Below are 26,576 nucleotides of genomic sequence, written 5' to 3'. Positions count from 1 at the left end.
GTCGGCGGGCCGGTCGGAGCCGCCGCCGAGGGCCGCGACCCCGCCGGGTGCGGTCACCACCAGTAGGTGGGGTACTTGCCGATCGCGCCGATCCGGGAGGCCAGCAGGCCGACGAGGATCAGCAGGACGCTGCCCGCTGCGAGCAGCAGCAGGAACCGTGCGGGGGCCGGGTGCTGGACGACCACCAGCACCGCGGTGGCGGCGGCCGGGGCGTGGACGGCCCGCAGCACGCCCATCAGGGCGACCGACAGGCCGGCCGCGACCGAGGCCGTCCACAGCGAGTGGCCGGCGACCGCGGCGGCCGCGTAGCCGATCACCGCGGAGCCCATCTGGCCGAGCAGCACGTTGCGCGGCTGGGCCGGCGGCAGGGCCGGGCTGGCGCAGATGATCATCGCGGTCGCGGCGAGCGGCGCGATCAGCAGCAGCGAGTCGGTCGCCTTGCCGATCACGGCCAGCACCAGCAGCGACACGATGGTGGCGAGCGTGCCGGCCACGGTGGCCCGGGTGCCGGCGAAGGCCGGGGCGCGGCCGCCGAGGCCCCCGCCCGACCCGGCGGCCGAGGCGGGTGCGGAGGCCGGCCGGTTGGCGGTCTGGTTCGTCATGGTGTGTCAGCTCCCGTGGTGACGGCGTCAGTTGTGCGAGCCGTGGAGGAGGTCCATGGCCTTGCGGTGCACAACGCCGCCGATCTTGTGGCCCATCTCCAGGCCGGGACCGTTGTCGAAGCTCCAGTGCATGCCGCCGTAGATCCGGGAGATGCCGGCCTGCTCGGCGGCGGCGGTGAAGGTGGGCCACTGCAGCGTCACGTCCACGGCCGGGGTCAGTCCGGGCTCGACGGTCGAGGTGCCGGCCTTGAACAGGTAGGAGTCGCCGAACGAGTCGGTGCCGGTGAAGCGGCGGAGGAACTCGGCCGCGGCGCCGGAGAAGGTCGAGTGGCCGGAGACGGTGGCGGGGAAGCCCGGCACCGCCACGTACGCCCGCCAGTGCACGCCGTCCATGGTGACGGTGCCCTGGCCGGGGCCGCCCCAGGCGCGGATCTGCTGACCGCGGCGGTCGTAGGGGACCAGCGTGGAGGGGCGGGCGAAGTCGTACTGCCGCTTGACCGCCCAGGAGCCGATCGCGGCGTCGCACTCGGCCATGTTGAGGCCGAAGAACAGCGGTGCGTCCTCGTCGATGCCGTAGCCGTCGCGGGCCGACACGAACCGGGCCCAGGACTGCTGCGCGCCGGGCGGGGTGACGTCGTTGTCCAGCCAGAACTCGGCGATCGCCTTGTGCTCGTCGGTGAGACCGGCGCTGATGTCCACCAGCTCCTCGATCGCGTCCGACATCCGGGTGGACGGGTAGGCCGGCGGGGCCGCCACGGTGAACTGGTCCGGCCGGGTCAGCGCGAACGGCGTCATCACCGAGAACTGCGGGGTGAGGAACTTCTGCGCCTTGCCGCCGACGATCAGCGGGGTCCAGTGCTCGGGCGCGGTGACCAGGGCGGGGTCGAAGGCGGCGATCGACTGCGGCTGGTTCACCGCGGTGTAGCCGGTGGTGTCGACGTAGCCGCCGCCCTGGTTGGCGCCGTCCTGGTGGCGGAAGTCCAGCACCGCCTGGGCGGTGCGGCGGCCGATGCCGGCCGGGGTGTTCGGGCCGGCCTGGGCGTTGGGGTCGTAGCCGAGGCTGCGCATGAAGGAGTCGGCGGCGGCCGCCTGGTTCGGGAAGAGGTCGCGCATCGCGAGGTGCGCCGCGTAGCTGACCGCCTCGCTCTTGTTGGCGAGGGTGCGCTCGCGGCGCGGGCGGCGCAGCGAGCCGCCGAACCGGGTGCCGACCGCGCAGGAGTCGTAGCAGGCCCAGGCGTCGTATATCGCGTTGTGGATGACGGCCAGCGCCCGCGCGTTGATGGTCGCCGGGCCGAACACCGTGCCGGCGAGCTTGTACTCGGCGAGGATGGCGTCCATCACGGCCTGGTTCCAGCGCACGATGACGCTGACCTGGTGCGCGCCCGCCGCGCGGCGGCCCGTCCGGGTCTCGGAGGCCCACGCGGTGGCGGGCAGGGCCAGCGCGCCGGCCACGCCGAGTCCGGCGGCGATGACCCGGCGGCGGGTGGTGTTTCGGGTGGGGAGGGGAAGGGTCATCGGTGTCGTTCCTTCTCGCGTTCGGGCCGACGGCCGGGGAAGCGGCTTTGTGCGGAAGGTATGTGACGGTTCGTGGCATGAACGTTGCAGCCGCATTGCACCGTGTTGCACCGGAGCTGACGGTGTCTCGTCAAACATTTGTACGGGCCGGAATCGCCGCTGCTCAGACGAGCGGTGCCCGTCCGGAGGTCGATCGGCTTCTTCTATGGCTCCCATGCAATGCGGCGATGGCGCTCGCTGCCGCCGACCCGCGGTGGTTAGCGTGGAAATGAGGCCGCCCGACACCAGGGAGCGGGACCGACGAGCGGCACCGGGCACGGCACCGCAGCGCGGACGACACCGCGGCGAGGTGCCCGCCCCCGGCGCCGCGACGCCACGGACCGCCCCGGGCGGACCACGGTGCGAACACGGGGGCAAGCCATGATCCAAGCACTTCCGGGCGGCGCCGGCATCCGCAGCGTCGCCACCGCCAGGGGCGGCCAGGCGCGTCGGAGCGTCCCGGCCGATCCCGCTCCACCACCACCGCGCCCGCGGGCCCTGCGGGCCGCCGACGGCCCGGACGGCCACCGCCCGTGCCCGGTCACGGGCGTGCGGATCGACCTGCTGGGCGGCTTCGCCCTGCACCTCGACGGCGAGGAGGTCCAGCCGGGCATCGGCGCCCGCCGCCTGCTCGCCCTGCTCGCCGTCGAACCCGGCGGCCTCACCCGCGCCAGGGCCGCCGCCGTCCTCTGGCCGGGCCTCGAACCCGCCCGCGCCGGAGCGGCACTGCGCACCGCGCTGCACCGGCTCCCCGGCTGCCGCGCCGACCTGCTGCACGAAGGCCGGGAACGGCTCCGGCTCGCCCCGGACGTCGCCACCGACCTGGGCGAACTGCGCACCACCGCCACCCGGGTGCTCAACCTCGCGCTCCCCCTGGACGCCGAGGAACTCGGCCGGGCCGCCACCTGCGACTTCGGCCACGACCTGCTGCCGGACTGGGAGGAGGACTGGCTCGACCACCACCGGATGCGCTGGCGCGAACAGCGCCTGCACACCCTGGAGGCACTCTCCTTCCGGCTCGTCCAGGCCGGCTGGGTGGGCGCGGCGGTCGACGCCGCACTGATCGCCATCCACGCCGACAACCTGCGCGAGAGCGCACACGAGACGCTGGTCGCCGCCTACCTGGCGGCCGGCAACCGGATCGCCGCCAACGCCTACCGGGCCACCTACCGGGAACAGCTCCGGCGGGAGCTCGGCGGCCGCGAGCCGGCAGCCCGCGACACGGGCGGCCGGCCCGGCGGGCCGCACGGCGGCGGCGAGCAGGGCATCCGCAGCCTGCGAAGCCTGCACCGCCCCGCCACGGGCCGCCAGGACGCCCCCTAGGACGTGTCTTCAAGGCGTACGGATGCCACGCAGGGGCGCGGGGAACTGTGCAGTCCGGGAGTGGTGCTCCTGACGAATCCGGCTCACCCCTGGTCCGGACGGTGGCCCGCATCCAAATCGCGCAGTTCTCCCCCAGCCTTCGGCCGGGAGGTGCCCCCACGCGCCCCTGAATCGACCACCCGAGCGCCCTTTGAAGACAGCTCCTAGGACGTGTCTTCAAGGCGTACGGATGCCACGCAGGGCGCGCCGGGATGTGCCCCCACGCGTCCCTGGACCGACCGCTCGGGCGCCCTTCGAAGACGGTTCCCAGGACCTGTCTCCAGGGGCGTCCGGGTGCCCCTGAACGACCGTCCGCGCGGCCACCCCCGCGCCGCTGCGCCCTGCCCGCGCGGACCCGTCCCGACCCGTCATCCGCCGTGTTCTGGAGGCAATCCGTCGTGACCATGACCCCCGAGCTCAAGCCGCCCGGCCCGCTGCTGCCGGCCGCGCCCGCGCCGCAGACCCTGACCACCCGGCTGCGCCCCGGCCTGCACCGCTGGGGCGTGACCCTGCTGCGGGCCGGACTCGGCGTGCTGTACGTGTGGTTCGGCATCCTGAAGATCATCGAGCGCAGCCCGGCCGGCGTCCTGGTGACCGGGACCATACCCGGCCACCCCGGCGGCTGGGTCGTCCCCGCCCTCGGCTGGGTCGAGGTGCTGCTCGGCCTCTGGCTGCTCTCCGGCCGCGGCCTGCTGCTCGCCCTGCCGGTGCTCGGCGCCCACCTCTGCGGCACCTTCGGCGTCCTGCTGTTCATGCCCGGCACGGCCTTCGACGACGGCAACCCGCTGCTGCTCACCCTGGTCGGCGAGTTCGTGGTGAAGAACCTGGTGCTGCTCACCGCCGTCCTGGTGGTCACCACCGACTCCCGCCGGCGCCCGGACGGCGTCTAGCGCGGAGACGGCCCGACCGGTGGCGTTGCCGTAAATGCTTTGCGGCGCGGGGTCGGTGCTGCCTACGGTCGCCGGGCCGCCGTCCGCCCGCAGCGCCTGGAGCCGCCGTGCCGATCCGCCTCACCGCCCTCGCCGATCCCTCTGCCGGCCCGCACCGGCGCCGGACCGCCTGGCTCGCCGCCGACGACGACGGCGTGCCGGTGGGATCGGCCTTCCTGCGGCTGTCCGACCGGGAGGAGCAGCGCCGGCTGGCCGAGGTGGAGATCACCGTGCACCCGGCCGAGCGCCGGCGCGGCACCGGCACCCTGCTGCTGGAGGCCGCCGCCGACGCGGCCCGGACGGACGGCCGGGAGGTCCTGCTCGCCGTCGCCGAGGAGGGCGGGCCCGGTGAGGACTTCCTCGCCGCCCGCGGGCTGCGCCGGGTGCTCGTCCTGATCGAGGCCCGGCTGCCGCTGGCCGACACGGACGAGGGGGCGCTCGCCGCCCGCGCCGAACGCCCGCACCCCGGCTACCGGTTGGTGGACTGGGACGGTGCCGTCCCGGACGACCTGCTGGAGCGCTACCTCGCCGCCCGCCCGGCGATGGACGACATGCCGCTCGGCGGCACGGGCCACGGCCCGGTCCGCTGGACGGCGGAGCGGCTGCGTGCCGCGGCCGACCAGGTCGCGGCACGCGGCGACCTCCTGCACACCGTCGCCGTGCTGTCCGAGGACGACGGCGCGATGGTGGCCTTCACCGAACTGGTGGTGCCGGGCGACGGCACCGGCGACGGCCAGCACTACGGCACGGGCGTGCTGCCCGGCCACCGCGGCCGCGGTCTGACCGGCTGGATGAAGGCGGCCTCGATCGGCACCGCCCGCCGCCGCCACCCGGCGCTGGAGGGGCTGATGACCGACACGGCGGAGGAGAACACGCCGATGCGGCGCGCCAACGAAGCCCTCGGCTACCGTCCGACGCGCCGCCTCTGCCACTACCGGCTGGACCTGTAGGCCGGATCCGCCCGGCCCGACGGGTCAGACGTTGACGCCGTAGTCCAGCGCGATGCCGCGCAGGCCCGAGGCGTAGCCCTGGCCGATCGCGCGGAACTTCCAGTCCGTGCCGTGCCGGTAGAGCTCGCCGAAGACCATCGCGGTCTCGCTGGACGCGTCCTCGGAGAGGTCGTAGCGGGCGACCTCGCGGCCGGTGGCCTGGTCGACCACGCGGATGAAGGCGTTGCGGACCTGGCCGAAGTTCTGCAGCCGGCTCTCGGCGTCGTAGATCGACACCGGGAAGACGATCTTCGAGACGGCGAGCGGCACGCCGACCAGGTCGACCTTGATCTGCTCGTCGTCGCCGTCGCCGCCGCCGGTCAGGTTGTCGCCGCTGTGCTCGACCGAACCGTCCGGGCTGGCCAGGTTGTTGTAGAAGACGAAGTGCTGGTCGGTCATCACCCGGCCGTTCTCGCCGCACAGCAGGGCGCTGGCGTCGAGGTCGAAGTCGGCGCCCGTGGTCGACCGGACGTCCCAGCCGAGTCCGACGATGACCGACGTCAGGCCCGGGGCCTCCTTGCTCAGCGAGACGTTGCCGCCCTTGGCCAGCGAGACTCCCATGGCTTCCCCTCCCGGAGTGCCGCACCGGGCCCGTCCGCCCGGCCGATCCGATCACTGTGAGCCATGAATCTACAGCACTGTAGAGGCCGGACGGGCCCTTCCCCGCGCCCTGACGCGGTCTCACCGGACGGCCCGGACCGAACCGCTCAGTAGGATGGCGGCGCCGTCGCACCCGCGGCGCGCAGCAGCGGGCGGGCGCAGGCCCTGCCGGGGACGCACGGGAGGCGCCGCCATGGTCCAGGAGCGCGAGCCCGACGCCGGCGGCTTCCGGGCCCGCCGCCGCGGCCAGGGCGAGCTGGAGGCCCAGGTGCTGGAGCTGCTGCGGGAGGCGCCGGGGCCGGCCACCGCGGGCTGGGTCCAGGAGCGGCTGGACGGCGGACTCGCCTACACCACGGTCGTCACCATCCTCTCCCGGCTGCACGCCAAGAAGGCCGTCTCGCGCACCCGTTCCGGCCGCTCCTACCACTGGCAGGCCGCCGACGCGGCCGGGCTGGCCGCCCTGAAGATGCGCCGGGTGCTCGACAGCGAGGCCGACCGCGACGCGGTGCTCGCCAGCTTCGTCTCCGCGCTGCTGCCGCACGACGAGGTGCTGCTGCGGGCCCTGCTGGACAGCGCCTCGGACGGTGCGGCACAGTCCGCGGGCACCGGGCGGGAGCACGACGGGCCGGCCCGCCGCGAGGGCTGAGCCGTGGCCGTCCTCGTCTTCCTCTTCCTGCCGCTCGTCCTGCCGCTGACCGCCCTGCCGATCTCCCGGCTGGCCGAACAGCACCTGCATCCGCGGGCGGCGACCCGGCTGCTCACCGGGTTCGGCCTGGCGATGGCCGGCTGCAGCGCGCTCTGCCTCGGCCTGCTCGGGGTGCTGGGGACGGCGCAGATCCCCGGCAACCCGCTGCCGGACAGCTGGTCCGACCCCGAGGTCCGCGACATGGTGCCGTTCCACGTCGAGGTGGGCGCGGCCTCGATCGCGATGCTCGCGGTGGTGCTCGGCGCGGTCGCCCGCACGCTCGCAGGCCGGTTGCGGGTCGCCGCCCGGGCGCGCCGCGCGGTCGCCGACCTCCCGGCGGAGGACGGGCCCGCGGTACTGCCCGACGACCGCCCGTACGCCTACGCGCTGCCCGGCGGGTCCGGCCGGATCGTGGTCTCCACCGGCATGCTGGCGCACCTGGCCGAGGACGAGCGGGCGGCCCTGCTCGCCCACGAGCAGGCCCACCTGACGCACCGGCACCACCGCTACCTGCTGGCGACCCGGCTGGCCGCCTGCGTGAACCCCTTCCTGCGGCCGCTGCACCGGGCGGTGGCGTACTCCACCGAGCGGTGGGCCGACGAGGAGGCCGCCGGCGCCGTCGGCGACCGCCGGACGACGGCCCGTGCGGTCGCCCGGGCGGCCCTGGTCGCCCACCAGGGGGTGCTGCCGGGGGTCGCGGCCTTCGCCGATCCGGCGCCCGGTCCGGTGCCGCGCCGGGTGGCGGCGCTGCTCGGCCCCGTCCCGTCCGGCCGCGCCTGGCCGCCCGCGCACAGCCCGGCCGGTCCGGCCGCGATGCTGGCCGCCGCGGGCACCGCAGCCTCGGCGCTCTCCGCCCTGAACGCGGCCACCGCGCTGCTGCTGGTGCTGAAGGCCGCCACGCCGCTGTGACGGCGTGCTGCGACGGTGTGCCGGGTCGGGGCCGTCCGGGTCAAGCGCGGGCAAAGTACGATCGGCCCCCTCACCACCCGAACCGGTAAGGAGAGCACCGATGGTGTTCAAGCGGCTTCTCGGCGCGCTGGGCGTCGGCGGACCCACCGTGGACACGGTCCTGTCCACGCCGACCGTGCACCCCGGCGGCACCGTCCACGGCCAGGTCAACCTGGTCGGCGGCGAGCGGGACGCGGAGATCAACGGCATCACCCTCGCGCTGGTCGCCCGGGTCGAGGTCGAGTACGAGGACCACGAGGGGCACACCAACAAGACCTTCGCCTCCGCGGTGGTCAGCGGCCCGCTGCGGCTGGCGGCGGGCGAGCGCCGCGCGGTGCCGTTCGCCCTCCCGGTGCCGTTCGAGACCCCGGCGACCACCATCGCCGGCCAGCACCTGTCGGGCATGGCGCTCGGCGTGCGCACCGAGGTGGACATCGCGGGCCAGCTGGACAAGGGCGACGCCGACCCGCTGGCGGTCGAGGCCCTGCCGGTGCAGCAGCGGGTGCTGGACGCCCTGCTCGCGCTGGGCTTCCGCTTCACCCGGGCCGACCTGGAGGCCGGCCACATCCGCGGTACCCGGCAGACGCTGCCCTTCTACCAGGAGATCGAGTTCCGGGCGGCGCCGCAGTACGCGCACCGCTGCAACGAGATCGAGGTGACCTTCATCGCCGACGCGTACGGCGTCGAGGTCGTCCTGGAGTTCGACAAGCGCGGCTTCCTGCACGGCGGCGACTCGGTGCGCACCTACCACCTCGACCACGCGGCGGCCCAGCAGGACCTGGCCCCTGTGGTGGACGGCTGGATCCGCGCCGCGCTGTAGCGGCACCCGCAACGGGAACGGCGGACCGCCGGGGCACTCTCCCTGCCCCGGCGGTCCGCCGTTCCCGTTCCCCCGTCGCCCCCGGTTCCCCCCGTTCGCGCCCCGCGGCGGTTACTCGACGATCAGCTGGACCGGGATGTTGCCGCGGGTGGCCTTGGAGTACGGGCAGACCTCGTGGGCCTGCTTGACCAGCAGCTCGGCGGTCTCGCCGGCGAGCGCCTCGGGCACCTCGACGCGCAGCACCACGGAGAGGCCGAAGCCGGTGTCGTCCTTGCCGATGTTGACCTCGGCGGTCACCGAGATGTCGCCGGTGTCGACCTTGGACTGCCGGCCGACCAGGCCGAGGGCGCTGGCGAAGCAGGCCGCGTAGCCCGCCGCGAAGAGCTGCTCGGGGTTGGTGCCCTGGCCGTTCCCGCCGAGCGCCGGCGGCATCGCCAGCGCCAGGTCGATCTGTCCGTCGGAGCTCACGGCCCGGCCCTCGCGGCCGTTGGCGGTGGCGACAGCGGTGTACAGCGCGTCCATGGACCCGTCCTCTTCCCACATCGGAGCGGCGGCCGGAGGTCCCGGCTGCCCTGCGACCACAAGTAGAGCACACAACTAAATTGCGCACAACTAAAATGTCGGCGACCCGGCTATCCTGGGAGGCATGACCGCACTGCCAGCGGTGCCCGAGGAGGACCTGCTCCGCCTCGACCGCCACATCTGCTTCTCGCTGCACGCGGCCTCGCGCGCCTTCGACAGCGTGTACCGGATCGTCCTCAAGGACCTCGGCCTCACCTACCCGCAGTACCTGGTGATGCTGGTGCTCTGGGAGCACGGCGACCTCCCGGTGAAGAAGATCGGCGAGCGGCTGCGGCTCGACTCCGGCACCCTCTCCCCGCTGATCAAGCGGCTGGAGGCGGCCGGCCGGGTGCGCCGCGAACGCAGTGCCGAGGACGAGCGCTCGGTCACCGTCCGCCTCACCGAGGAGGGCGCCGCCCTGCGCGAGCAGGCGCTGGAGGCGGTGCCCCGCCGCATCCTGCGCTCCTCCTCGGTCACCGTCGGGGAGCTCGCCCAGCTGCAGCAGCTCCTCGGCCGGATCACCACCGCCCTGGACGAGGCCGCCGCCACGCTCTGAGCCGTCCCGGCCCGACCCGTCCGGGTGGCGGCCCGTGTGTCGCCGCCGCGGCGCCCCGGGCCCGTGGTCGGCTGGGCGCCGTGCGCACCCCGCCGGCGGGCCTCGCCTGCCTCGCCGCCCTGACCCTCGCGGCCGCCCCCGGCCCGGCCCCCGGCCCCGCCTCCGCCGACGCTGACACCGCGGTGGTGCGCGGCTTCCTGGCCGCGTACCGGGACGCCGTGCGCGGTACCGGCCCCGGCCTCACCCCCTCCGAGGTGCGCGCCGAGTGGCTGGCCCCGGAGCTGAACGCCCGCCTCGACGCGTGGCGGGCCGGCCACCCCGGCGCCGACCCGGTCTTCCGGGCAGCCGTCGCCCCCGACTCCTGGACGGCCCGCCCCGCGGGCACGGCCGGCGGGCTCGCCCTGGTCGCCGTCGACGAACGGTGGGCGGGCGGAGCGACGCTGCGGGTCCGGTACGCCGTGCGGAGTTCCGACCGGACGGTCGCCGACCTCCGGGAGGCCAACGGCTGATTCCCCGACGGACGGGCTGGCGTTGACGTCCGCGGCAAGGTCTACCGTCGGGGGCATGCGGATCGGCGAGCTGGCCCGGCGGGCGGGCACCACCACACGGACCCTGCGGTACTACGAGTCGCGCGGACTGCTGCCCGCCCGGCGCACCGGCAACGGCTACCGCGAGTACGACGAGGAGGACCTCCGGCTGCTCCGGCAGATCCGGATCCTGCAGGACTTCGGCTTCGGACTGGAGGAGACCAGGCCGTTCGTCGAGTGCCTGCAGGCCGGACACCCGGCAGGCGACTCCTGCCCGGCCTCGCTGGACGTCTACCGGGCCAAGCTCGCCGAACTCGACGCCGTCGTCGCCCGGTTGCAGGCCGTCCGCGACGAGGTCGCCGCCCAGCTCGCCCGCGCCGAGTTCGAGGCCGCCGCCGACCTGCCCGGCGGGCCCGAGCCGCGCTGCGAACTGGCCCCGCACCCCGGGCCCCGCCCGGGCCGTCCCGACCCGACGTAGAGAGGAACACCCATGGCGTTCGCAGGAATCGACGAGGTCACCGACACCACCTTCGCCACCGAGGTGCTCGCGGCCGACCGGCCGGTGCTGGTGGACTTCACCGCCGCCTGGTGCCCGCCCTGCCGCATGATCGCCCCGGTGCTGGCCGAGGTCGCCCGGGAGGAGGCCGACCGGCTGCGGGTCGTCCAGCTCGACGTGGACACCAACCCCGAGACGCAGGCCCGCTACGGGGTGCTCTCGATGCCGACCCTGATGGTCTTCCGCGGCGGCGAGCCGGTGAAGAGCATGGTCGGCGCCCGTGCCAAGGCCCGGCTGCTGCGCGAGCTCGCCGAGGTGCTCTGAGGCGCCCCGGCGCCGCCGGGACGCGCGGGAGGTGGGCGGCGGCTTGTCCAGGGCCGCCGCCCGCGAACCCGTCCGTACCGGAACGTACTCCTCCGGGCCTAGGTTGTAAAGTGCAACTTGGTGGCCGGTGCCGGACATCCCGCCCGCGCGCCGTACGGTGGTCCCCGCCGTCCCCCACCGAAGGAGCACGCATGCCCGACCGCGACGCCGCCCTGGACGCCATCCAGCGCGAGCTCACCGCGTTCGCCCGCCGGGCCCGCCACAAGGCCGCGCAGATGCACCCCGACCTGTCGCTGGTCACCTACAGCATGCTCGACCTGGTCAAGGAGCGCGGCAGCTGCCGCGCCGCCGACCTCGCCGCCCACTTCATGCTCGACAAGTCCACCGTCAGCCGACAGGTCAACGCCCTCGAGAAGCTCGGCCTGATCACCCGCGAACCCGACCCGGAGGACCAGCGCGGCCAGCTGCTGCGCCCCTCCGAGGACGGACTGCGGCTGCTCGCCGACGCCGCCGAGCGCCGCCGGCTCGCCTTCCGCGAGCGCTTCACCGACTGGACGGACGACGACATCGCGCGGTTCGCCGGCTACCTCACCCGGTACGGCGCCGGGGACTGACCGCCCGCCCCGGGCGCACCCGGCGCCCGGCGCGACGGCGCGCCGCCCCGGGCCGCCCGGCCGCAGCCGCAAGGATGGCGGCATGACACGGATGACCGAGCCCGAATGGCGCGCCTTCCTCTCCCACGGCACCCGCACCGGCAAGCTCGCCACCACCCGCGCGGACGGCCGGCCGCACGTCACGCCCGTCTGGTTCGTGCTGGACGGCGGGGACGTCGTGCTCAACACCGGTGCGAGCAGCGTCAAGGGACGCAACCTCGCCCGCGACCCCCGCGCCATGCTGTGCGTCGACGACCAGCAGCCGCCGTACTCCTTCGTCCTGGTGCAGGGCCGCGCCGAACTCTCCGAGGACCCGGCCGAACTGCGGCACTGGGCCGGCCGGATCGGCGCCCGCTACATGGGCGAGGACCGGGCCGAGGAGTTCGCCGCCCGCAACGGCGTCCCCGGCGAACTCCTCGTCCGCCTCAGGATCGAGAAGGTCGACGCGCAGGGCGCCATCTCCGCCTGAGCCCGTGCCGTAGCACCGGGTGTCCCGGCCCGCGGCGGGAAGAACCGCCGCGGGCCGGGTTGTTGCACGCCTCGGCCGGCCACCGCCGACCCGCGCCGCACGACGACACCCGGAGACCCGATGGCCGACCAGGCCCCGCGCCGCTTCCTCTTCCTGCTCGGCTCCACCCGCAGCGGCGGCAACGCCGAACTGCTCGCCAGGCGCGCCGCCGAGCACCTCCCCGCCGGTACGCAGCAGCAGTGGCTCACCCTCACCGACCTGCCGCTGCCCGCCTTCGCCGACCAGCGCCACGACGGCAGCTACCCGCCGCCCACCGGTCACGCCCGCACCCTGCTCGACGCCACCCTCGACGCCACCGACCTGGTGATCGTCTCGCCGCTGTACTGGTACAGCGTCAGCACGCCCGTCAAGCACTACCTCGACCACTGGTCCGGCTGGATGCGCGTCCCCGGCACCGACTTCAAGGCCCGGATGGCCGGCCGCACCCTGCGGGCCGTCAGCGCCTACGCCGGCACCGACCCCGCCGACGCCGACCCGCTCGCCGGCATGCTCCGCCGCAGCGCCGACTACCTGTCGATGCGCTGGGGCGGCCTGCTGCTCGGCTCCGGCAGCCGGCCCGGCGACGTGCTCGCCGACGAGGACGCCCTGCTCGCCGCCAAGTCCTTCCTCGCCGCGCCCTGACCACCCCGACCCGCCGCGGCGACCGGGCCGACCGGGCCCGCAGCGCCGTCCGGAGCGGCCGCCCGCGGGCCGAACAGCAGCGCCACCAATAGCAGCCCCGCGGCCGCACCCGCGCACTGCGCCAGCACGAACCCCGGCACCGAGCCGGGCGCGATCCCGGCCGCCCCGTCGGAGAGCGCCCGGCCCGCCGTCACCGCCGGATTGGCGAACGCCCCCGAGGACGTCCCCCAGCACGCCGCGACCGCCCACCCGGCCACCGCCACCGGCGCCCAGCGGCCCCGCCCCACGTGCCGCAGCCCGCACACCACCAGCAGCAGCACCCCGGTCGCCACCGCCTCCGCCAGCCAGAGCGGCCCCGCGGCCAGCCGCCGCCCGGAGACCTCCAGCAGCGGGCGGCCGAACATCGCGTTCGCCACCGCCGCACCCGCCACCGCACCGGCCAGCTGCGCCACCGGATAGCAGACCAGCTCACGACCGGACGGCCCGCCGCCCCGCCGACCCGTCCACCAGACGGCGGCGGTGACCAGCGGGTTCAGGTGCGCCCCGGAGACCGGTGCCAGCACCGTGAGCAGCACCCCCAGGGCCAGCGCGGGGGCCAGCACCGCACCCACCGCGGCCGAACCGGCGAGCCCCGGCTGCGCCGCCCGCAGCCCCGAACCGATCAGCACCGCGGCCAGCACCGCCGTGCCGACCGCCTCTGCGGCCAGCCGCCTGAACAGGGCAGTCGTCATCATGCCGCCATCGTGTCCGGGCCGCCGGGCGGCGACAATTGTCCGGTGCGCCAGGCCGGACCCGGGCCCGCCCGGCGTCCGCTCGGAGACTCGCACGGCCGGGCCGCCGGAACCGGCTTGACCCTCACGCACCGTGAGGCCGGAGGCTGGAGGCAACGAGGAGGGAGCACCCGCGATGAGCAGCTACTCGGTCGGCCAGGTGGCCAGGACGGCCGGGGTCACCGTCCGCACCCTGCACCACTACGACGAGATCGGCCTGCTGTCACCCGGCGGCCGCACCCCGGCCGGCTACCGCCGCTACGAGGACGAGGACCTCGACCGGCTGCAGCAGGTGCTGTTCTACCGCGAACTCGGCTTCCCCCTCGATCAGATCGCGGACATCCTGGACGACCGCTCCGTCTCGCCGAACGAACACCTGCGCCGCCAGCGCAGGCTCATCGGCGACCGGATCCGGCACCTCCAGGAACTCGCCGCGGCGGTCGAACGAGCCATGGAGGCACAGAAGATGGGCATTCAGCTGACACCGGAGGAGAAGTTCGAGGTGTTCGGGAAGGACTACCAGGAGGGCTGGGAGGACGAGGCGGAGCAGCGCTGGGGCGGCACCGACGCCTGGAAGGAGTCCCAGCGGCGCACCGGCGGCTACAGCAAGGCCGACTGGGTGCGGATCAAGGCCGAGGCCGACGCCCTCAACACCCGCCTCGCCGAGGCCCTCGCGGCCGGCACCGCGCCCGACTCCGAGGAGGGCGCCGCCCTCGCCGAGGAGCACCGGCAGCACATCACCGGCAACTTCTACGAGTGCACCTACGCCATCCACCGCGGCCTCGGCGAGATGTACCTCGCCGACCCCCGGTTCACCGCCACCTACGAGAAGATCACCCCCGGCCTGGCCCGGTGGCTGCGCGACGCCATCGTCGCCAACGCCGACCGCCGGGAGGCGTGAGCGGCCCGCGGCCCGGCCGTCAGGCCGCGCCGCGGCCGAAGGTGCGGCGGTAGGCGGTGGGGGAGACCCGCATGGTGCGGCCGAAGTGGTGCCGGAAGGTCGCGGCGCTCTCGAAGCCGACCGCCGCGGCGATCTCCTCCACCGTCCCCTCCGGGGACTCCAGCAGCGGCAGGCTGGCGGCGACCCGCTGCGCCGTCACCCAGCGCATCGGGCTGGTGCCGTTGCGGGCCGTGAAGTGCCGCAGGTACGAGCGCTCGGACATCCGCGCCGCACGGGCGAGCAGCGGCACGGTGAGCGGCCCGGCGAGCTGGTCGAGCGCCCACTGCATGGAGCGTGCGACGCCGTCGTCCTCGGCCGCGACCGGTGTCACCGCCGCCTCGATGAACTGCGCCTGGCCGCCGTCCCGGTGCGGCGGGACGACGAAGCGCCGGGCCACCGTGTTGGCCACCCGGGCCCCGTGGTCGCGCCGCACCAGGTACAGGCAGAGGTCGATGCCGGCGGCGCTGCCCGCGCTGGTCAGCACCGTGCCGTTGTCCACGTACAGCACGTCCGGGTTGACCCGCACCGCAGGGTGGCGCTGCTGCAGCAGGTCGGCGTACCGCCAGTGGGTGGTCGCCTCCAGGCCGTCCAGCAGGCCGGCCGCGGCGAGCGCGAACGCCCCCGAGCAGATCGAGACGATCCGGGCGCCGCGCTCGTGCGCGGTGCGCAGCGCGGCGACCAGCCCGGGCGAGACCGCGCCGCCGAACGGGTTCGGGACGGCGACCACCATCACCGTGTCCGCGGCGGCCAGGTCGTCGAGCCCGTGCCGCGCGGTGAGGGAGAACCCGCCGACCGCGTTCAGCGGCGTTCCGGGCTCGTCGGCGCAGACCCTGACGTCGTACCAGGGCGCGGCCAGCAGCCCGCTCAGCTCGGGCCGGGCGAGCCCGAACACCTCGACCACCACGCCCAGTTCGAACGGCGCCATGCCGTCGAAGGCGTAGACGGCGACGGTGTGCACCGGCTCGGGCCGGCGGCCGACGGCCACCGGCACCGGGCCGCTCTGCGGGTGGACGGCCACGGCGGCCCCCTTCGTCCGGGCTGGCGGGATCTTGGCGAGTGTAGTCGTCCGCGCCACTGTCGGGCCGCCCGGCCCGCCGCGAGGATCGATCCCGTCGCAGCAGACCGGCAGCCGGACCGACAGGAGCCCACCGATGACCGCCACCGCCTCGCCCGTGACCGAGATCCCCGCCCTCGCCCCCGAGCGCGCCTTCGCCTTCTTCGCCGAGCGGCTCGGCTGCCAGGCCGACCCGGCCGACGTCCACCACGCCATGCGCGACGGGCAACAGGACTTCACCGTGGTCGACGTCCGCGCCGAGGGCGCCCACCGCAAGGCCCACCTGCCCGGTGCGATCAGCCTGCCGCTCGCGGAGATCACCGCCGAGCGGGTCGCCGCACTCCCGTCCGGACTGCTGGTGGTGTACTGCTGGGGCCCCGCCTGCAACGGCTCCACCAAGGGCGCGATGCGGCTCGCCGCGCTCGGCCGCGAGGTCAAGGAGATGATCGGCGGCCTGGAGTACTGGGTCCGCGAGGGCTGGCCCACCGAGGGCCGCCGTCCGATCGACCCGCGCACCGCCGGCCCCGCCGACCTCGGGCTGGTCTGCTGACCGCACCCGACCGCGGCGGAGCGGTGGAGGCCTTGGCGCGGCCGGATTGTCAGTGCCCGGGCCTAATCTGAAGATGTGTCCGAGACCGGCGGCGGGCAGCAGCACGCCGAGCACGGCGGGCAGCGAAAAAAGCAGTGGGAGCCCGCCCCGTCCGTCGGGGAGGATGCTGATTCGTCAGGCGAGGGCCCGGGGGACGGGGCCGGTGCGGCTGAGCCGACCGGTGGGCCTCGCCGTACACATCCACCACCACATCCGCAGCGATCTCATTGGGGGGTCACGCCATGAGCACGCCCGTTGTCGCCCGATTCACGAAGAATGTTCCTGCCCCGATCCGGATGTCCGGCTGGGGCCGCCGCGGCGCCCGCCGCTGATCCGCCCACGGGGTGTCCGGCAACGAGGCCGGGCGCCCCGTCCTGCTGTTCTCCTCCCGGCGGGCCCGGGGTGCCGCGGAAGAAATCCCGCCCCCGCCTGCAACCTCGCTGCGGTGTGCACGTCCATCAGGACGGCCTGACCAGGATCCTGGACGGCCTCGACGTCGGCGGGCGCGGGGACGTCCTGCACAAGGGCCGGGCCGGCGACGTCAAGGTCCTGATCGGCGAGGCGTCCGTGACCACCGCGGGCGGGGTGCGGACGGTCACCTTCCCGGTGACCTGGACCAACCTCACCCAGAACGCCTACGGCCGGGTCGAACCGGTGCTCGCCCTCGACGAGCCCGGGCTCGCCGCCCCGACCGCCCCGGCCGGCGGGCAGCAGGCCACCGCCGTACTGGAGCGCAAGGACGGCTCCACCTGGACGGCCCTGCCGCTGAGCACCGGGACGGGCGGCGGACACGGCCCCTCGGCGCCCTTCGCCCTCGCACCGGGCCAGAGCCGCACCCTCACCTACCGCCTGAAGCTCACCGGCTACCAGAAGGCCTCGGTGCAGCTGGTGGGGCAGGCCCTGCTCGACGGCTCCGGCAGCTCCGCACCGACCGTCGGCGACACCGCCGGGCAGCTGGCCCTCGGCTGAGACGGCGACGGCCGGGCACCCCGCGCGGGGTGCCCGGCCGTCGTGCGTGCCGTGCGTGCCGGACCGGTCAGCGGGCCAGGCCGGACATCCAGGACTCGACCTCGTCCGCGGTGCGGGGCAGCCCGGCCGAGAGGTTCTCGTTGCCGTCGGCGGTGACCAGGATGTCGTCCTCGATCCGGACGCCGATGCCGCGGTACTCCTCCGGCACGGTCAGGTCGTCCAGCTGGAAGTACAGGCCGGGCTCGACGGTGAGCACCATGCCCGGCACCAGCTCCGCGTCCACGTACTCCTCGCGGCGGGCGTGCGCGCAGTCGTGCACGTCGAGGCCGAGCATGTGGCCGGTGCCGTGCAGCGTCCAGCGGCGCTGCAGGCCCAGCTCCAGCACCTTCTCCACGTCGTACACCGACGGGTCGAGCAGGCCCCAGGCCAGCAGGCGCTCGGCCAGCACCCGCTGCGCCGCGTCGTGGAAGTCGCGGAACCGGCCGCCCGGCCTCACCGCGGCGATACCGGCCTCCTGCGCGTCGTACACCGCGTCGTAGATCTTGCGCTGCAGCGCGTCGAACCGGCCGTTGATCGGCAGGGTCCGGGTGACGTCCGCGGTGTACAGGGTGTTCGTCTCCACGCCGGCGTCGAGCAGCAGCAGCTCGCCGGGGCGGACCTCGCCGTCGTTGCGCACCCAGTGCAGGGTGGTGGCGTGCGGGCCGGCGGCGCAGATGGAGCCGTAGCCGACGTCGTTGCCCTCGACCCGGGCGCGGCGCCAGAAGGTGCCCTCGATCCAGCGCTCGGAGGTGGCGACGGCCTGGCCGAGCTCGCGGACGACGTCGGTGAAGCCCTTGACGGTGGCGTCGCAGGCGGCCCGCAGCTCGCCGACCTCCCACTCGTCCTTGACCAGGCGCAGCCCGGACAGGAAGACCTTCAGCTCGTCGTCGCGCTCCTCGTCGAGCACGCCGGCGAGCGCCTCCTCCAGGGCCGCGTCGTAGCCGCGGACGATCCGGGTGGGCACGCCCTCGACGGCGGCGAGCTCCTCGGCGGCCTTGCGGACGTCGCGGGCGGGCAGGCCGAGCAGGGCCTGCGCCTCCTCCAGGCTGTGCCGCCGGCCGACCCACAGCTCGCCCTGGCCGTCCAGCCAGAACTCGCCGTTCTCGCGGTTCGAGCGCGGCAGCAGGTACAGCACGAAGTCGTGGCCGTCCCCGGTGGGCTCGCCGACCAGGACGGCGTCCTCGGTCTGGTCGCCGGTCAGGTGCACGTACTCGCTGGCGGCGCGGAACGGGTAGTCGGTGTCGTTGGCGCGCACCCGCAGCCGGCCGGCCGGGACGACCAGCCGCTCGCCCGGGAACGCGGCGGACAGCTTCGCCCGGCGCCCGGCGGCGTACGGGGCCTGGGCGACCTGCTGCAGCCCGCGCAGCTCGGTGTCGGCCCAGCCCGACTTCATGGACGCGGCCAGCTCGTCGGTGACCTCCCCGTACAGGCCGTTCTTGCGGCCCTTGATCGGCTGGTCCTCCTCCTCGGCGGCCAGGCCCTCGGGGTTGTCGGACACTGCCGGGGTGCGGTCCTCGGTCACGTACGTCGCCTCCTTGCGCGCGTCTCCCCGCCCGGGGCACGTCGGATCGCGACGTGGTCGGGCGGCCGTGCCCACCATGGTACGAGGACGGACCGAACGGCCGTCCGGGCCGGTCAGCAGAAGCGCAGCGCCATCAGGACGAGGTCGTCGGAGCCGGCGGCCTCGCCGCCGGTGACCTCCAGCAGGTGCGCGCAGAGCCGGTCGGGGTCGAGCAGCACGTCCCGCGGGGCGTCGGCGGCGGCCCGGCGCAGCGCGGCCTGCCCGGCGTGCAGGCTCGGGCCGCAGCGGCGGGCGAGCCCCTCGGTGTACAGCAACAGGAGGTCGCCGCGGTCGGCGGCGAGCTCCACTCCGGGCGCCTCCCAGCAGCTGAGCACGCCGAGCGGCGCGGAGAGCGAGGTCTCGACGAAGCGCGCCTCGTCGCGGGTGACCAGGATCGGCGGGCAGTGCCCGGCACCGGCCAGCGTGACCCGCCGCTCGGCGGGCTGCACCCAGGCGTAGACGGCGGTGGCGGTGCGGGCCGGTTCGGTGGTCTTGAGCAGTAGTTCGAGGTCGCCGAGGACGGAGACCGGGTCCTCGCCCTCCAGCACGGCGTAGGCACGCAGCGCGGCCCGGATGCGCCCCATCGCGGCGGGCGCCCCGGGGGCGGAGGCCGGCCCCGCGCCGGGGCCGTCGCCGAAGACGCTGCCGACGGTCAGGGCGAGGGTGCCGTCGGGGAGCTCCACCGCGTCGTACCAGTCGCTGCCGGTGGCCTGCTCCAGGCCGGCTGTGACGCAGCGGGCGGCGAGCCGGACGCCGTCCAGCACGGGCAGCCGGTCCGGCAGCAGACCGCGGCGCAGGGCGTCGGTGGCCCGCCGGGTCCGGTCGGCGGCGAGCTGGCCGGCCAGCACCGGCCCGGCGAACTCGCAGTAGCGGCGCAGGAGGTGGCGGCGGCGCTCGCCCGGCTCGGCGGGCTCGTCGTAGAACCAGGCGGCGGCGCCGAGCGGGCCGTCCTCCGGGGTTCCGAGCGGCAGCGCGAAGCAGGCGCCGAGGCCGAGCTGGGCGGCGACCTCGCGGAAGCGCGGGCCGGCCGCCGGGTCGGCGGCGAGGTCGGCGATCAGCAGCTGCCCGCCGTCGCCGGCCCGGCTGAGCAGCCCGGCGAACGGCCCGTGCTCGACCGGTACGGTCTCCAGCGCGCCGATGCCGGAGCGGTCGAGGCCGAGGCCGACGGGGCGGCCGCTGCCGCGCGCGGTGGTGGTGATCAGTCCGCGCCGGGCGCCGAGCAGGGCCGCGCCGGACTCCAGGACGGCCGCCAGCGCGGCGTCCAGGCCCCGGGCGCGGGTGAGCAGTTCGGTGTGCTCGTGGAGGCTGGTGAAATCGGACAGCCATCCGGCCAAACGGTCCTGCAGCCCGCCGTCGGCCCCGTCGGCGAACTCGTCGCCGAGGAGCGCCGGCAGCGGGAGGACCGGCGTCAGGACGGCCGCCGCGGGCGCCGTCCCGCAGGGTGCCGGGGCCGCTCCGCACGCTGCCGTGCCGGGCAGCGCCGCACCGCTCACGGCCAGTCCGCTCGGCTGGGCGTCGGTCATGTCGCAACTCCCCACATACTGGTACGTGTCACGCAGGACTCCCGAGACCGGACAGAACGAGTGCTATCTCACTGTTCGGCAGCAATCCACCACTTGTACACAGGCCGATCGGGGCATGTCCATAAGCGTGACGAGGTCTCTCCCGGCGGCCCGTGCGCGCGGTCGCGGGCGGTGCCGGGGCGCGCCGGTGCGGGCCCGCGGCGGCGCCGTGCGGCCGCTCGGGCTGACGCTCGGTCAATCTGCGGTCCGGATCGTATGCTTCCGCCTCGCGGCGGCTCCCCGGCCGGCGGCCGACTCACTCGTACGGTGGAACCGGCGGGCCGCAGCGCGCGTCCATCCGGCCGTATGAGGGATTCTCGTTCCAGGGGCCGTGCGGCCGGGAACCTCCGGGTGCCCTCCCCCTCCCTCGTCTCACACCGCCCGCGCCCGCGCCGGCGGTCGTCCTGGTCCCCACGGTCGCGGAGAGGAACGAGCACCCATGCGTCGGATGCAGTTGCGGTGGCCGGGGAGCCGCCGGCGGGAGCAGGGCGCGCTGCTGTTGGCGGCGCTGGAGGCGGCGGACCGCGGCTGGCCGGTGGTGCCGGGCGCGCGTGCCGTCCGCGGGGTGTTCGGCCCGTGCAGCTGCGGCGAGCAGCGCTGCCCGCTGCCCGGCGCCCATCCGCACGACCCGCCGCTGGCGGCCGCCACCACGGACGGCCGGATGGTGCAGTGGTGGTGGGAGCGCCGGGCACCCGGCGCGCCGGTGCTGGTCGCCACCGGCCGGTCGGTGTGCGGGGTGAGCCTGCCCGCCGCGGCGGGCGAGCGGGTGCTGCGCTACTTCGCCGACCTGGGCGTGCCGGTCGGCCCGGTGCTGGCCGCGCCCGGGCGGCACGTGCTGCTGGTCGCGCCGTTCACGCTGGAGGAGCTGGGCGGGCTGCTGGCGGAGCGGCCCTGGGTGCCCGGTTCGCTGCGCTACCACGGCCCCGGCGGGTACGTCCTGCTGCCGCCCTCGCAGACCGGTGCGGGCGGGGTGCACTGGGTGTCACCGCCGGTCGGGAACGGGCTGTGGCTGCCTCAGGTCGGCACCCTGCTGGAGGGGTTGATCGCTGCGAGCGTGGCCGAGCCGGACGACAGCCGGCTGGCGTACTGAGCCGGGCGCGGGGCGGCCGGAACGCGGCGCCTCCGCGGCACCGCCGGGCGTCCCCGGGTGTCCCGGGAATGGAAAATCCGGTCGCTGGCGACGGGGGATGCACCAGCGACCGGACTGTTTAAACAGTAACAAAGATCCGGCGGGGCGCCAATTTGTCCGCCCATGGCCGACCTGGCATTTTCGTCCCACCGGTGGAAATGTGACCGGAGTCACATTCCCCGTCAGTTCAGGGTGATCTGACGGCTCACCAGGTTGGCGCGGGCGCGGCGCTCCTCCGCGGACAGGGGTGCGGTCTCGGCCAGCGCGCCGGCCAGCCGCTCGGCGAACTCGGCGGCGGGCTGCTCGCAGTCCTTCGCGGAGAACTCCACCGGCAGGTCCCACACCGGCACGGTCAGGCCGTGCGCGCGGAACGAGCCGACCAGCTTGGTGTCCTCGCCGAGCGAGCTGCGGCCGGCCGCGGACAGCCGGGCCAGCGCGTCGAGCAGCTTCTCCTCGGGCACGGTCATGACCCAGCGCAGGTGGTTCTTGTCCGGGGTGCCGCACCAGTAGGCGGCGTCCACGGAGGCGACCTTCTCGGTCGGGATGGCCGAGGCGTTGGCCCGCTCCAGCGAGGCGGCGACCTCGCCGGTGGCGGACTCGGCGTCCTCCAGCCAGAACTCGAAGCCGGTGTGCACGGTCGGGACGAAGCCGGCCGAGGTGTCCAGCAGGTCCTGCAGGCGGCGGCCGCCCGGCACCGTCCGGCGGGACGGCACCGGGGTGCCCGGCTCGGTGGCGAGGGCCAGCTCCAGCGCGTCGGCCAGGTCGCGGCTCAGGTCGCCCGAGCCCGACTGGGTCTGCAGGCCGAGCAGGATCGATCCGTCCGCGCGGCGAAGCGCGGGCCAGGCCAGCGGCAGCACGGTGGCCAGGGTCACCGACGGCACCTCGCCGACGGCGCCGTCCGCCACCCCGGCGGCCAGCGTCAGCGGCACGGTGGCGGCCGGCACCAGCTCGCGCAGCGCGACCCAGTCGGCCTCGCCCGGCAGGCCCTCGAACGGGCGGTGCACCAGCTCCTGCACGGCGTGCGCGGCCTCCCGGCCGTGGCAGGCCTTGTACCGGCGGCCGGAGCCGCACGGGCACTTCTCGCGCGCACCGACGACCGGGATCTCGCCGGTGGCGGTGGCGGTGCTGGGCTGCGACGAGGACTTTGCGGCCTTCTTGGCCATGGCGGGGCTCCCGGGAACGGCGACAGTGCACCCGCAGCCTACTGAGGTTCGTGCCGCCCACCGGTGCGGACGCACCCCCGCGGGGTCGCCACGGACCCGCCCGCGCGCCCCGCAGCCGGCCTGCGCGGCCGGCCTAGGCGGCCGGATCGTCGCGCCGCTCCGGCCGCAGCGGCAGGGCGGCCCAGACCGTCACCTCGCCCGGCGCGTCGCGGACGCCCCAGGCGTCGGCCAGCTTGCCGACGATGCTCAGCCCGCGTCCGCCGCGCGCCGTCAGCGACGGGCTGGCCGGCCGCGGCCTGGTCGGCGCACCGCCGTCGGTGACCTCCACGACGATGCCGTCCGCGTGCGTCCACCAGCGGACCAGGATCCCGCCCGGATCGTTTTCCTCCGCCGTCTCCGCGCCGCCGTGCCGGGAGGCCGTCACCGCCCGCACGAGGACCGCGTCCACCATGTCGGCGGTCGTCCGCCCGACCAGTTCCGAGAACTTTCCGAGCGGCCGCGCGTAACGACAGGAATTGCTGAGCAGTTCGGAGAGGATCAGCACCGCGTCGTCGACGACCTGCTCCGGTACCGCCCGTTCACCGAGCTCCCGGCGCATCCTCCGGCGAGCCGCTCCGACGCCGGCCGGACCGTGCGGCACCGCCATGGTCGACGAAGTCGGCCCTGTCTTTTCGGGCACAGCACGCGCCACCATCAACGCCACCCCCGGGACCTCCTTCAGCGTCTGCCGAGGGATGGATGCCCCCTGGGAATGCGTCGGAAACGACCGTTCGGCGATCGCGCAGAGACATTCCCGGGGCCCGCGACCCACCGTATTCAACCACCGATAAACCGCTTACGGTCTGTTGTGAAAGTCCGAGGAATTGAGCGTTCTCTGAGCTTCTGTCAGAAGTCCGCGCCCCGCCGTGCGCCGTTCGCACACCGCTCCGCCCGGGTGGTGCGCTCAGCGGCCGAGCTGCGCCAGCACCTCGCGCGGCCGGTTGGTGATCAGCGCCTCCACGCCCAGCTCCAGGCAGAGCTCGACGTCCTCGGGCTCGTCGACCGTCCAGACGTGCACCCGGTGCCCGGCCCGGCGCAGCGCCGTCACCAGGCCCGGGTCCCGCCGCACCAGCTCGATGCCGGGCCCGGCGACGGCGGCGCCGCCGGGCAGCGACCGCGTCCGGCCGAGCACCGGCAGCCGGCGCTCCAGCAGGTACACCGTCGGCATCGCGGGCACCGCCCGGCGCACCCGGTGCAGCGACAGCTCGGAGAAGCTCATGATCCGGACGGTGGACTCCTCCGGGGTGCGCGGCAGCAGCCCGTAGTGGTCCAGCAGCCGCACCAGCTCGGCCTCCGTCCGGCCCGCGTACCGGGTCGGGTGCTTGGTCTCGATGGCCAGCTCCACCCGGCGTCCCGCCTGGGCGACCAGTTCCAGCAGGCCGGCCAGGGTCAGGATCGAGCTCGGCCGCGGGGTGTCCGGCGAGTGCCAGGAGCCGAAGTCGAGCTCCGAGAGCTGAGCCAGCGTCATCGCGGACACCGCGCCCCGGCCGTCCGAGGTGCGCCGCACGGTGCGGTCGTGCACGCACACCAGCCGGCCGTCGGCGGTCAGCCGGACGTCGCACTCCAGCCCGTCCGCCCCCTCCTCGATCGCCCGGGCGTACGCCTCCAGGGTGTGCTCGGGCAGCGCCGCGGAGGAGCCGCGGTGCGCGACGACCCGGACGGCCGTGCGGTCGGGCGCCGGGATGCCGGAGGCCGCCGGAGTGGTGCGGCGGATCTTCTGAGTGTCCACATCAACACCCTACGAGTGCGCGGATGTCCGATCGGATTCGGCACGGGAAACCCGTGGTGAACACCTCCGTCCGGCGGTCGGCGGCACCGGACGGAGGCCGGCGGGGACCCCGCCGGGGGGCCGCCCCCGGCTCAGCCGGCGGGGGGGGGGGGGGGGGGCGGGGGGGGGGGGGGGGGGGCCGGGGGGGGGGCCCGCCGCAGGCTCAGCCGTCGGCGCGGGCCGGGCGGCGCGAGGTCAGCGGGGTCAGCGCCCAGGTCGCCAGCGCCGGCACCAGGAAGCCGAACAGCGAGGCCGAGGTCCACGGCTGCGGGGTGAAGCCCACCGCCGACTGCAGCCCCTGCCAGAAGTCCGTCCACCAGCCGGCCACCGCGGTCGGCGCCAGGAACTGGTACGTGGCGAAGCCCAGCGCCCACGGCAGCAGCATCAGCCAGCGGGCCGGGGCGTCCTGGCCGGTGTCCCAGCCGTTCCGGCCGGCCCCGAGGAAGTAGTCCACCGCCAGCACCGCCAGCAGCGGCACGAAGACCGCGCCGATCAGGTAGAGGAAGCTCGCGTAGGTGTCGTTGAACTCGCCCTCCTCGACCCGCAGCGCCAGCAGCGTCACCAGGGCGCCGATGCCGCCGGTGAGCAGCCGCCGGTCCACCTTCGGCAGCAGGTTGTGCACCGACATCGCCGTCGAGTACACGTTCGCGAAGGACTGGTCGGTCTCGCGGACCACCAGCACCAGCAGGAAGGCCCAGCCGGCCGCGACGCCGGTGAACGAGGAGAAGATCTTCGAGGTGTCGCCGCCGGACTGCAGCAGCGCGATCAGGCCGAGCACGTAGCACCAGACCTGCGCCAGCGAGTAGCCGGCGAAGGTGCCCCAGTACGCCGAACCGGGCGTGCGCGCGTGCCGGGTGTAGTCCGCGGCCAGCGGTACGAAGGAGATCGACACCGCGATGATCGCGTCGGTCGCCGGGAGGAAGCCGTCCCAGTTGCCCGCGCCGGGGTCGGGGAAGCCCTGCCGGCCCAGCTGGACGGTGAAGTAGACCATCGCCACGCCGACCGCGACGGCCACGTACTTGCGCAGCACCGCGATCGAGCCGAGCGGCCAGATGGTGAGCGCCGTGGTCAGCACGCCGGCCAGCAGCACGAACAGCCAGCGCCAGCCCTGGGTGCCCGCCACCGTCTGGGCGCCGCCCGCGATCACGATCAGCTCGAAGACGCCCCAGCCGATGCACTGCAGGATGTTCAGCACCGTCGGCAGGTACGACAGCCGGGTGCCGAACAGGCCGCGCAGCACCGCCATCGCGGGGGCGCCGGTGCGGGCTCCGATCAGCGCGGCGACGCCCAGCATCGCGGTGCCGATCACCGTGCCGGTGACGATCGCGGTGACCGCCGCCGCGAAGGACAGCTCGTGGCCGGCCGTGCCGAGCACGGTGGCGGCGCTCTGGAAGCCGATCAGGCTGACCCCGAGGTTGGCCCAGAGGGCGAACTGGGCGCGGAAGTCGAGCGTCCGCGGCGGGGCGGTGTCCAGCACGAGCGGCGCCTCGACGCGCCGGCCGGCCTCGACACCGGGAACAGGGGCAGGCGAAACAGCCGTCATGGCCGGTACTCCCTACGCCGGCATTACCCGGACAGGTTCAGGCGGTCAGCGCCCCCTCGTCCGGCCCGGACTCCGCCCGGCCGGTCGATCGGCGCACTCTCAGCCTGGAAGGTCCAAGCTCCCGCGTGTTCAGATGAGGACGACAGGCTAACGAACCCTGCCGCGCACGCCAAGGGCCGGAGGTTTCCGTTCCGCATCGCGGGACGGCGGCCCGCCGGCCGTGTGCCGCACCCCGCCTTTCGCGTTCCGCCGCAGGTCGGACGCATCCTGTCAGGGACGGCTAAGGATTTTTAGCCGTTCTTCAGAAGGCTCCTTACGGCAACCGAATCAGCCATGCGAAACACTATGGGCCAAGGATCTGTCAGCTATGGAGGTCGTCCGTGAGCAACGAGCACGCGAGTGGGTCCACCGGGCCGCAGGAGGAGCAGCTGCCCTCCGGCGAGCCCCGTACGGTGGGTCCGGCTCCTGACACCGCGGCGGCCCCGCCGCCGCCGGTCGTCGAGTCCGCGCCCACGCTCGCTCTCTCCAAGCTGAGCGAGCCGGCCCCGGCCGCGACCTCGTACATCGACGCCCCGCCGCCGGTCGTGCCGGCCGCCCCGGCCGCGCCGGCCGCGCCGTCGTACCTGGACACCCCGCCGCCGGCCGTCCCCGCCGGGTCCCCGTACGCCGACGTCCCGCCGCCCGCGGCGGCGGC

Annotated in this window: 29 protein-coding genes and 1 pseudogene; 18 read left to right on the top strand and 12 right to left on the bottom strand. The window is 75.0% G+C overall.

Features of this window, described 5'->3' with window-relative positions; all coding sequences use genetic code 11:
- Positions 1-53: 53 nt before the first annotated feature.
- Together ABD353_RS17605 and ABD353_RS17600 are read right to left on the bottom strand one after the other, a co-directional pair.
- Positions 54-602, bottom strand: coding sequence for an HPP family protein (locus ABD353_RS17605; RefSeq protein WP_344624562.1), 549 nt, complete (start codon positions 600-602; stop codon positions 54-56).
- 27 nt (positions 603-629) lie between these two features.
- Complete coding sequence (locus tag ABD353_RS17600; protein WP_344624561.1) at positions 630-2,117, bottom strand: vanadium-dependent haloperoxidase; 1,488 nt, start codon at positions 2,115-2,117, stop codon at positions 630-632.
- A 420-nt stretch (positions 2,118-2,537) separates the two neighbouring features.
- Between ABD353_RS17600 and ABD353_RS17595 the strand changes: the two genes are divergently transcribed.
- From ABD353_RS17595 to ABD353_RS17585, 3 genes are all read left to right on the top strand, one after another.
- Positions 2,538-3,479 carry an AfsR/SARP family transcriptional regulator gene (locus ABD353_RS17595; RefSeq protein WP_344624560.1) on the top strand — a complete coding sequence of 314 codons (942 nt, stop codon included), beginning with the start codon at positions 2,538-2,540 and terminating at the stop codon, positions 3,477-3,479.
- Between the two features lie 437 nt (positions 3,480-3,916).
- Positions 3,917-4,408 (top strand): hypothetical protein, encoded by a 492-nt coding sequence (locus ABD353_RS17590; RefSeq protein WP_344624559.1) that lies wholly within the window; start codon positions 3,917-3,919, stop codon positions 4,406-4,408.
- A 107-nt stretch (positions 4,409-4,515) separates the two neighbouring features.
- Positions 4,516-5,397: a GNAT family N-acetyltransferase gene (locus ABD353_RS17585; RefSeq protein ID WP_344624558.1), complete on the top strand. Its 882-nt coding sequence runs from the start codon at positions 4,516-4,518 to the stop codon at positions 5,395-5,397.
- A gap of 24 nt (positions 5,398-5,421) precedes the next feature.
- Here ABD353_RS17585 and ABD353_RS17580 read toward each other — a convergent pair whose 3' ends face one another.
- Positions 5,422-5,997: a TerD family protein gene (locus tag ABD353_RS17580; protein ID WP_344624557.1), complete on the bottom strand. Its 576-nt coding sequence runs from the start codon at positions 5,995-5,997 to the stop codon at positions 5,422-5,424.
- Between the two features lie 232 nt (positions 5,998-6,229).
- On the opposite strand from ABD353_RS17580, the gene ABD353_RS17575 reads away from it, so the two are divergent.
- From ABD353_RS17575 to ABD353_RS17565, 3 genes are all read left to right on the top strand, one after another.
- Positions 6,230-6,682: a BlaI/MecI/CopY family transcriptional regulator gene (locus ABD353_RS17575; protein ID WP_344624556.1), complete on the top strand. Its 453-nt coding sequence runs from the start codon at positions 6,230-6,232 to the stop codon at positions 6,680-6,682.
- 3 nt (positions 6,683-6,685) lie between these two features.
- Positions 6,686-7,630, top strand: coding sequence for a M56 family metallopeptidase (locus ABD353_RS17570; protein ID WP_344624555.1), 945 nt, complete (start codon positions 6,686-6,688; stop codon positions 7,628-7,630).
- Positions 7,631-7,730: 100 nt separating this feature from the next.
- The gene (locus ABD353_RS17565; protein WP_344624554.1) at positions 7,731-8,489 is read left to right on the top strand and encodes a sporulation protein; all 759 of its coding nucleotides are present in this window, start codon (positions 7,731-7,733) and stop codon (positions 8,487-8,489) included.
- Between the two features lie 111 nt (positions 8,490-8,600).
- On the opposite strand, the gene ABD353_RS17560 is transcribed toward ABD353_RS17565, so the two are convergent.
- A complete protein-coding gene (locus tag ABD353_RS17560) occupies positions 8,601-9,011 on the bottom strand; it encodes an organic hydroperoxide resistance protein (RefSeq protein WP_344624553.1) in 411 nt (136 codons plus the stop codon).
- A 124-nt stretch (positions 9,012-9,135) separates the two neighbouring features.
- On the opposite strand from ABD353_RS17560, the gene ABD353_RS17555 reads away from it, so the two are divergent.
- From ABD353_RS17555 to ABD353_RS17525, 7 genes are all read left to right on the top strand, one after another.
- Positions 9,136-9,606: a MarR family winged helix-turn-helix transcriptional regulator gene (locus ABD353_RS17555; protein ID WP_344624552.1), complete on the top strand. Its 471-nt coding sequence runs from the start codon at positions 9,136-9,138 to the stop codon at positions 9,604-9,606.
- 80 nt (positions 9,607-9,686) lie between these two features.
- Positions 9,687-10,115 (top strand): hypothetical protein, encoded by a 429-nt coding sequence (locus ABD353_RS17550; protein WP_344624551.1) that lies wholly within the window; start codon positions 9,687-9,689, stop codon positions 10,113-10,115.
- A 55-nt stretch (positions 10,116-10,170) separates the two neighbouring features.
- Complete coding sequence (locus tag ABD353_RS17545) at positions 10,171-10,611, top strand: MerR family transcriptional regulator (RefSeq protein ID WP_344624550.1); 441 nt, start codon at positions 10,171-10,173, stop codon at positions 10,609-10,611.
- A 12-nt stretch (positions 10,612-10,623) separates the two neighbouring features.
- Positions 10,624-10,953 carry a thioredoxin gene (gene trxA, locus ABD353_RS17540; RefSeq protein WP_344624549.1) on the top strand — a complete coding sequence of 110 codons (330 nt, stop codon included), beginning with the start codon at positions 10,624-10,626 and terminating at the stop codon, positions 10,951-10,953.
- A gap of 191 nt (positions 10,954-11,144) precedes the next feature.
- Positions 11,145-11,567: a MarR family winged helix-turn-helix transcriptional regulator gene (locus ABD353_RS17535; RefSeq protein WP_344624548.1), complete on the top strand. Its 423-nt coding sequence runs from the start codon at positions 11,145-11,147 to the stop codon at positions 11,565-11,567.
- An 82-nt stretch (positions 11,568-11,649) separates the two neighbouring features.
- A complete protein-coding gene (locus tag ABD353_RS17530) occupies positions 11,650-12,075 on the top strand; it encodes a PPOX class F420-dependent oxidoreductase (RefSeq protein WP_344624547.1) in 426 nt (141 codons plus the stop codon).
- Between the two features lie 120 nt (positions 12,076-12,195).
- The gene (locus ABD353_RS17525) at positions 12,196-12,756 is read left to right on the top strand and encodes a flavodoxin family protein (RefSeq protein WP_344624546.1); all 561 of its coding nucleotides are present in this window, start codon (positions 12,196-12,198) and stop codon (positions 12,754-12,756) included.
- Here ABD353_RS17525 and ABD353_RS17520 read toward each other — a convergent pair.
- A complete protein-coding gene (locus ABD353_RS17520; protein ID WP_344624545.1) occupies positions 12,642-13,490 on the bottom strand; it encodes an aquaporin in 849 nt (282 codons plus the stop codon). The two genes, ABD353_RS17525 and ABD353_RS17520, sit on opposite strands and share 115 nt — an antisense overlap.
- 172 nt (positions 13,491-13,662) lie before the next feature.
- On the opposite strand from ABD353_RS17520, the gene ABD353_RS17515 reads away from it, so the two are divergent.
- Entirely contained in the window at positions 13,663-14,427 is a 765-nt protein-coding gene (locus tag ABD353_RS17515) for a MerR family transcriptional regulator (protein ID WP_344624544.1), read from the top strand.
- 19 nt (positions 14,428-14,446) lie between these two features.
- Here the strand turns inward: ABD353_RS17515 and ABD353_RS17510 are convergent, their stop codons facing one another.
- Positions 14,447-15,424, bottom strand: coding sequence for a helix-turn-helix domain-containing protein (locus tag ABD353_RS17510; RefSeq protein WP_425555182.1), 978 nt, complete (start codon positions 15,422-15,424; stop codon positions 14,447-14,449).
- Positions 15,425-15,617: 193 nt separating this feature from the next.
- Here ABD353_RS17510 and ABD353_RS17505 point away from each other — a divergent pair, with 193 nt between their 5' ends.
- Complete coding sequence (locus ABD353_RS17505; RefSeq protein WP_344624542.1) at positions 15,618-16,070, top strand: rhodanese-like domain-containing protein; 453 nt, start codon at positions 15,618-15,620, stop codon at positions 16,068-16,070.
- Between the two features lie 486 nt (positions 16,071-16,556).
- Positions 16,557-17,078: a hypothetical protein gene (locus ABD353_RS17500; RefSeq protein ID WP_344624541.1), complete on the top strand. Its 522-nt coding sequence runs from the start codon at positions 16,557-16,559 to the stop codon at positions 17,076-17,078.
- A gap of 67 nt (positions 17,079-17,145) precedes the next feature.
- On the opposite strand, the gene ABD353_RS17495 is transcribed toward ABD353_RS17500, so the two are convergent.
- Both ABD353_RS17495 and ABD353_RS17490 read right to left on the bottom strand, forming a co-directional pair.
- The gene (locus ABD353_RS17495; protein ID WP_344624540.1) at positions 17,146-18,639 is read right to left on the bottom strand and encodes an aminopeptidase P family protein; all 1,494 of its coding nucleotides are present in this window, start codon (positions 18,637-18,639) and stop codon (positions 17,146-17,148) included.
- Positions 18,640-18,752: 113 nt separating this feature from the next.
- Positions 18,753-20,201: a PP2C family protein-serine/threonine phosphatase gene (locus ABD353_RS17490; RefSeq protein ID WP_344624539.1), complete on the bottom strand. Its 1,449-nt coding sequence runs from the start codon at positions 20,199-20,201 to the stop codon at positions 18,753-18,755.
- A gap of 478 nt (positions 20,202-20,679) precedes the next feature.
- Here ABD353_RS17490 and ABD353_RS17485 point away from each other — a divergent pair, with 478 nt between their 5' ends.
- Entirely contained in the window at positions 20,680-21,330 is a 651-nt protein-coding gene (locus ABD353_RS17485; protein WP_344624538.1) for a bifunctional DNA primase/polymerase, read from the top strand.
- A gap of 221 nt (positions 21,331-21,551) precedes the next feature.
- Here ABD353_RS17485 and ABD353_RS17480 read toward each other — a convergent pair whose 3' ends face one another.
- The 4 genes from ABD353_RS17480 to ABD353_RS17465 all read right to left on the bottom strand — a co-directional run bounded on the left by ABD353_RS17480 (position 21,552) and on the right by ABD353_RS17465 (position 25,882).
- The gene (locus ABD353_RS17480; RefSeq protein WP_344624537.1) at positions 21,552-22,532 is read right to left on the bottom strand and encodes a DUF5926 family protein; all 981 of its coding nucleotides are present in this window, start codon (positions 22,530-22,532) and stop codon (positions 21,552-21,554) included.
- Positions 22,533-22,665: 133 nt separating this feature from the next.
- Positions 22,666-23,235, bottom strand: coding sequence for an ATP-binding protein (locus ABD353_RS17475; RefSeq protein WP_425555180.1), 570 nt, complete (start codon positions 23,233-23,235; stop codon positions 22,666-22,668).
- Positions 23,236-23,475: 240 nt separating this feature from the next.
- Positions 23,476-24,255 (bottom strand): glycerophosphodiester phosphodiesterase, encoded by a 780-nt coding sequence (locus ABD353_RS17470; RefSeq protein ID WP_344624604.1) that lies wholly within the window; start codon positions 24,253-24,255, stop codon positions 23,476-23,478.
- A gap of 247 nt (positions 24,256-24,502) precedes the next feature.
- Entirely contained in the window at positions 24,503-25,882 is a 1,380-nt protein-coding gene (locus tag ABD353_RS17465) for a purine-cytosine permease family protein (RefSeq protein WP_344624536.1), read from the bottom strand.
- A 380-nt stretch (positions 25,883-26,262) separates the two neighbouring features.
- On the opposite strand from ABD353_RS17465, the pseudogene ABD353_RS17460 reads away from it, so the two are divergent.
- Positions 26,263-26,576: pseudogene (locus tag ABD353_RS17460) on the top strand (protease); the annotation flags it as partial.

This window comes from Kitasatospora arboriphila, assembly GCF_039528095.1.
Taxonomy (GTDB): Bacteria; Actinomycetota; Actinomycetes; order Streptomycetales; family Streptomycetaceae; genus Kitasatospora; species Kitasatospora arboriphila.
Note: the sequence above shows the minus strand (reverse complement) of the source record. Positions and strands in the feature narration are given on the sequence as shown.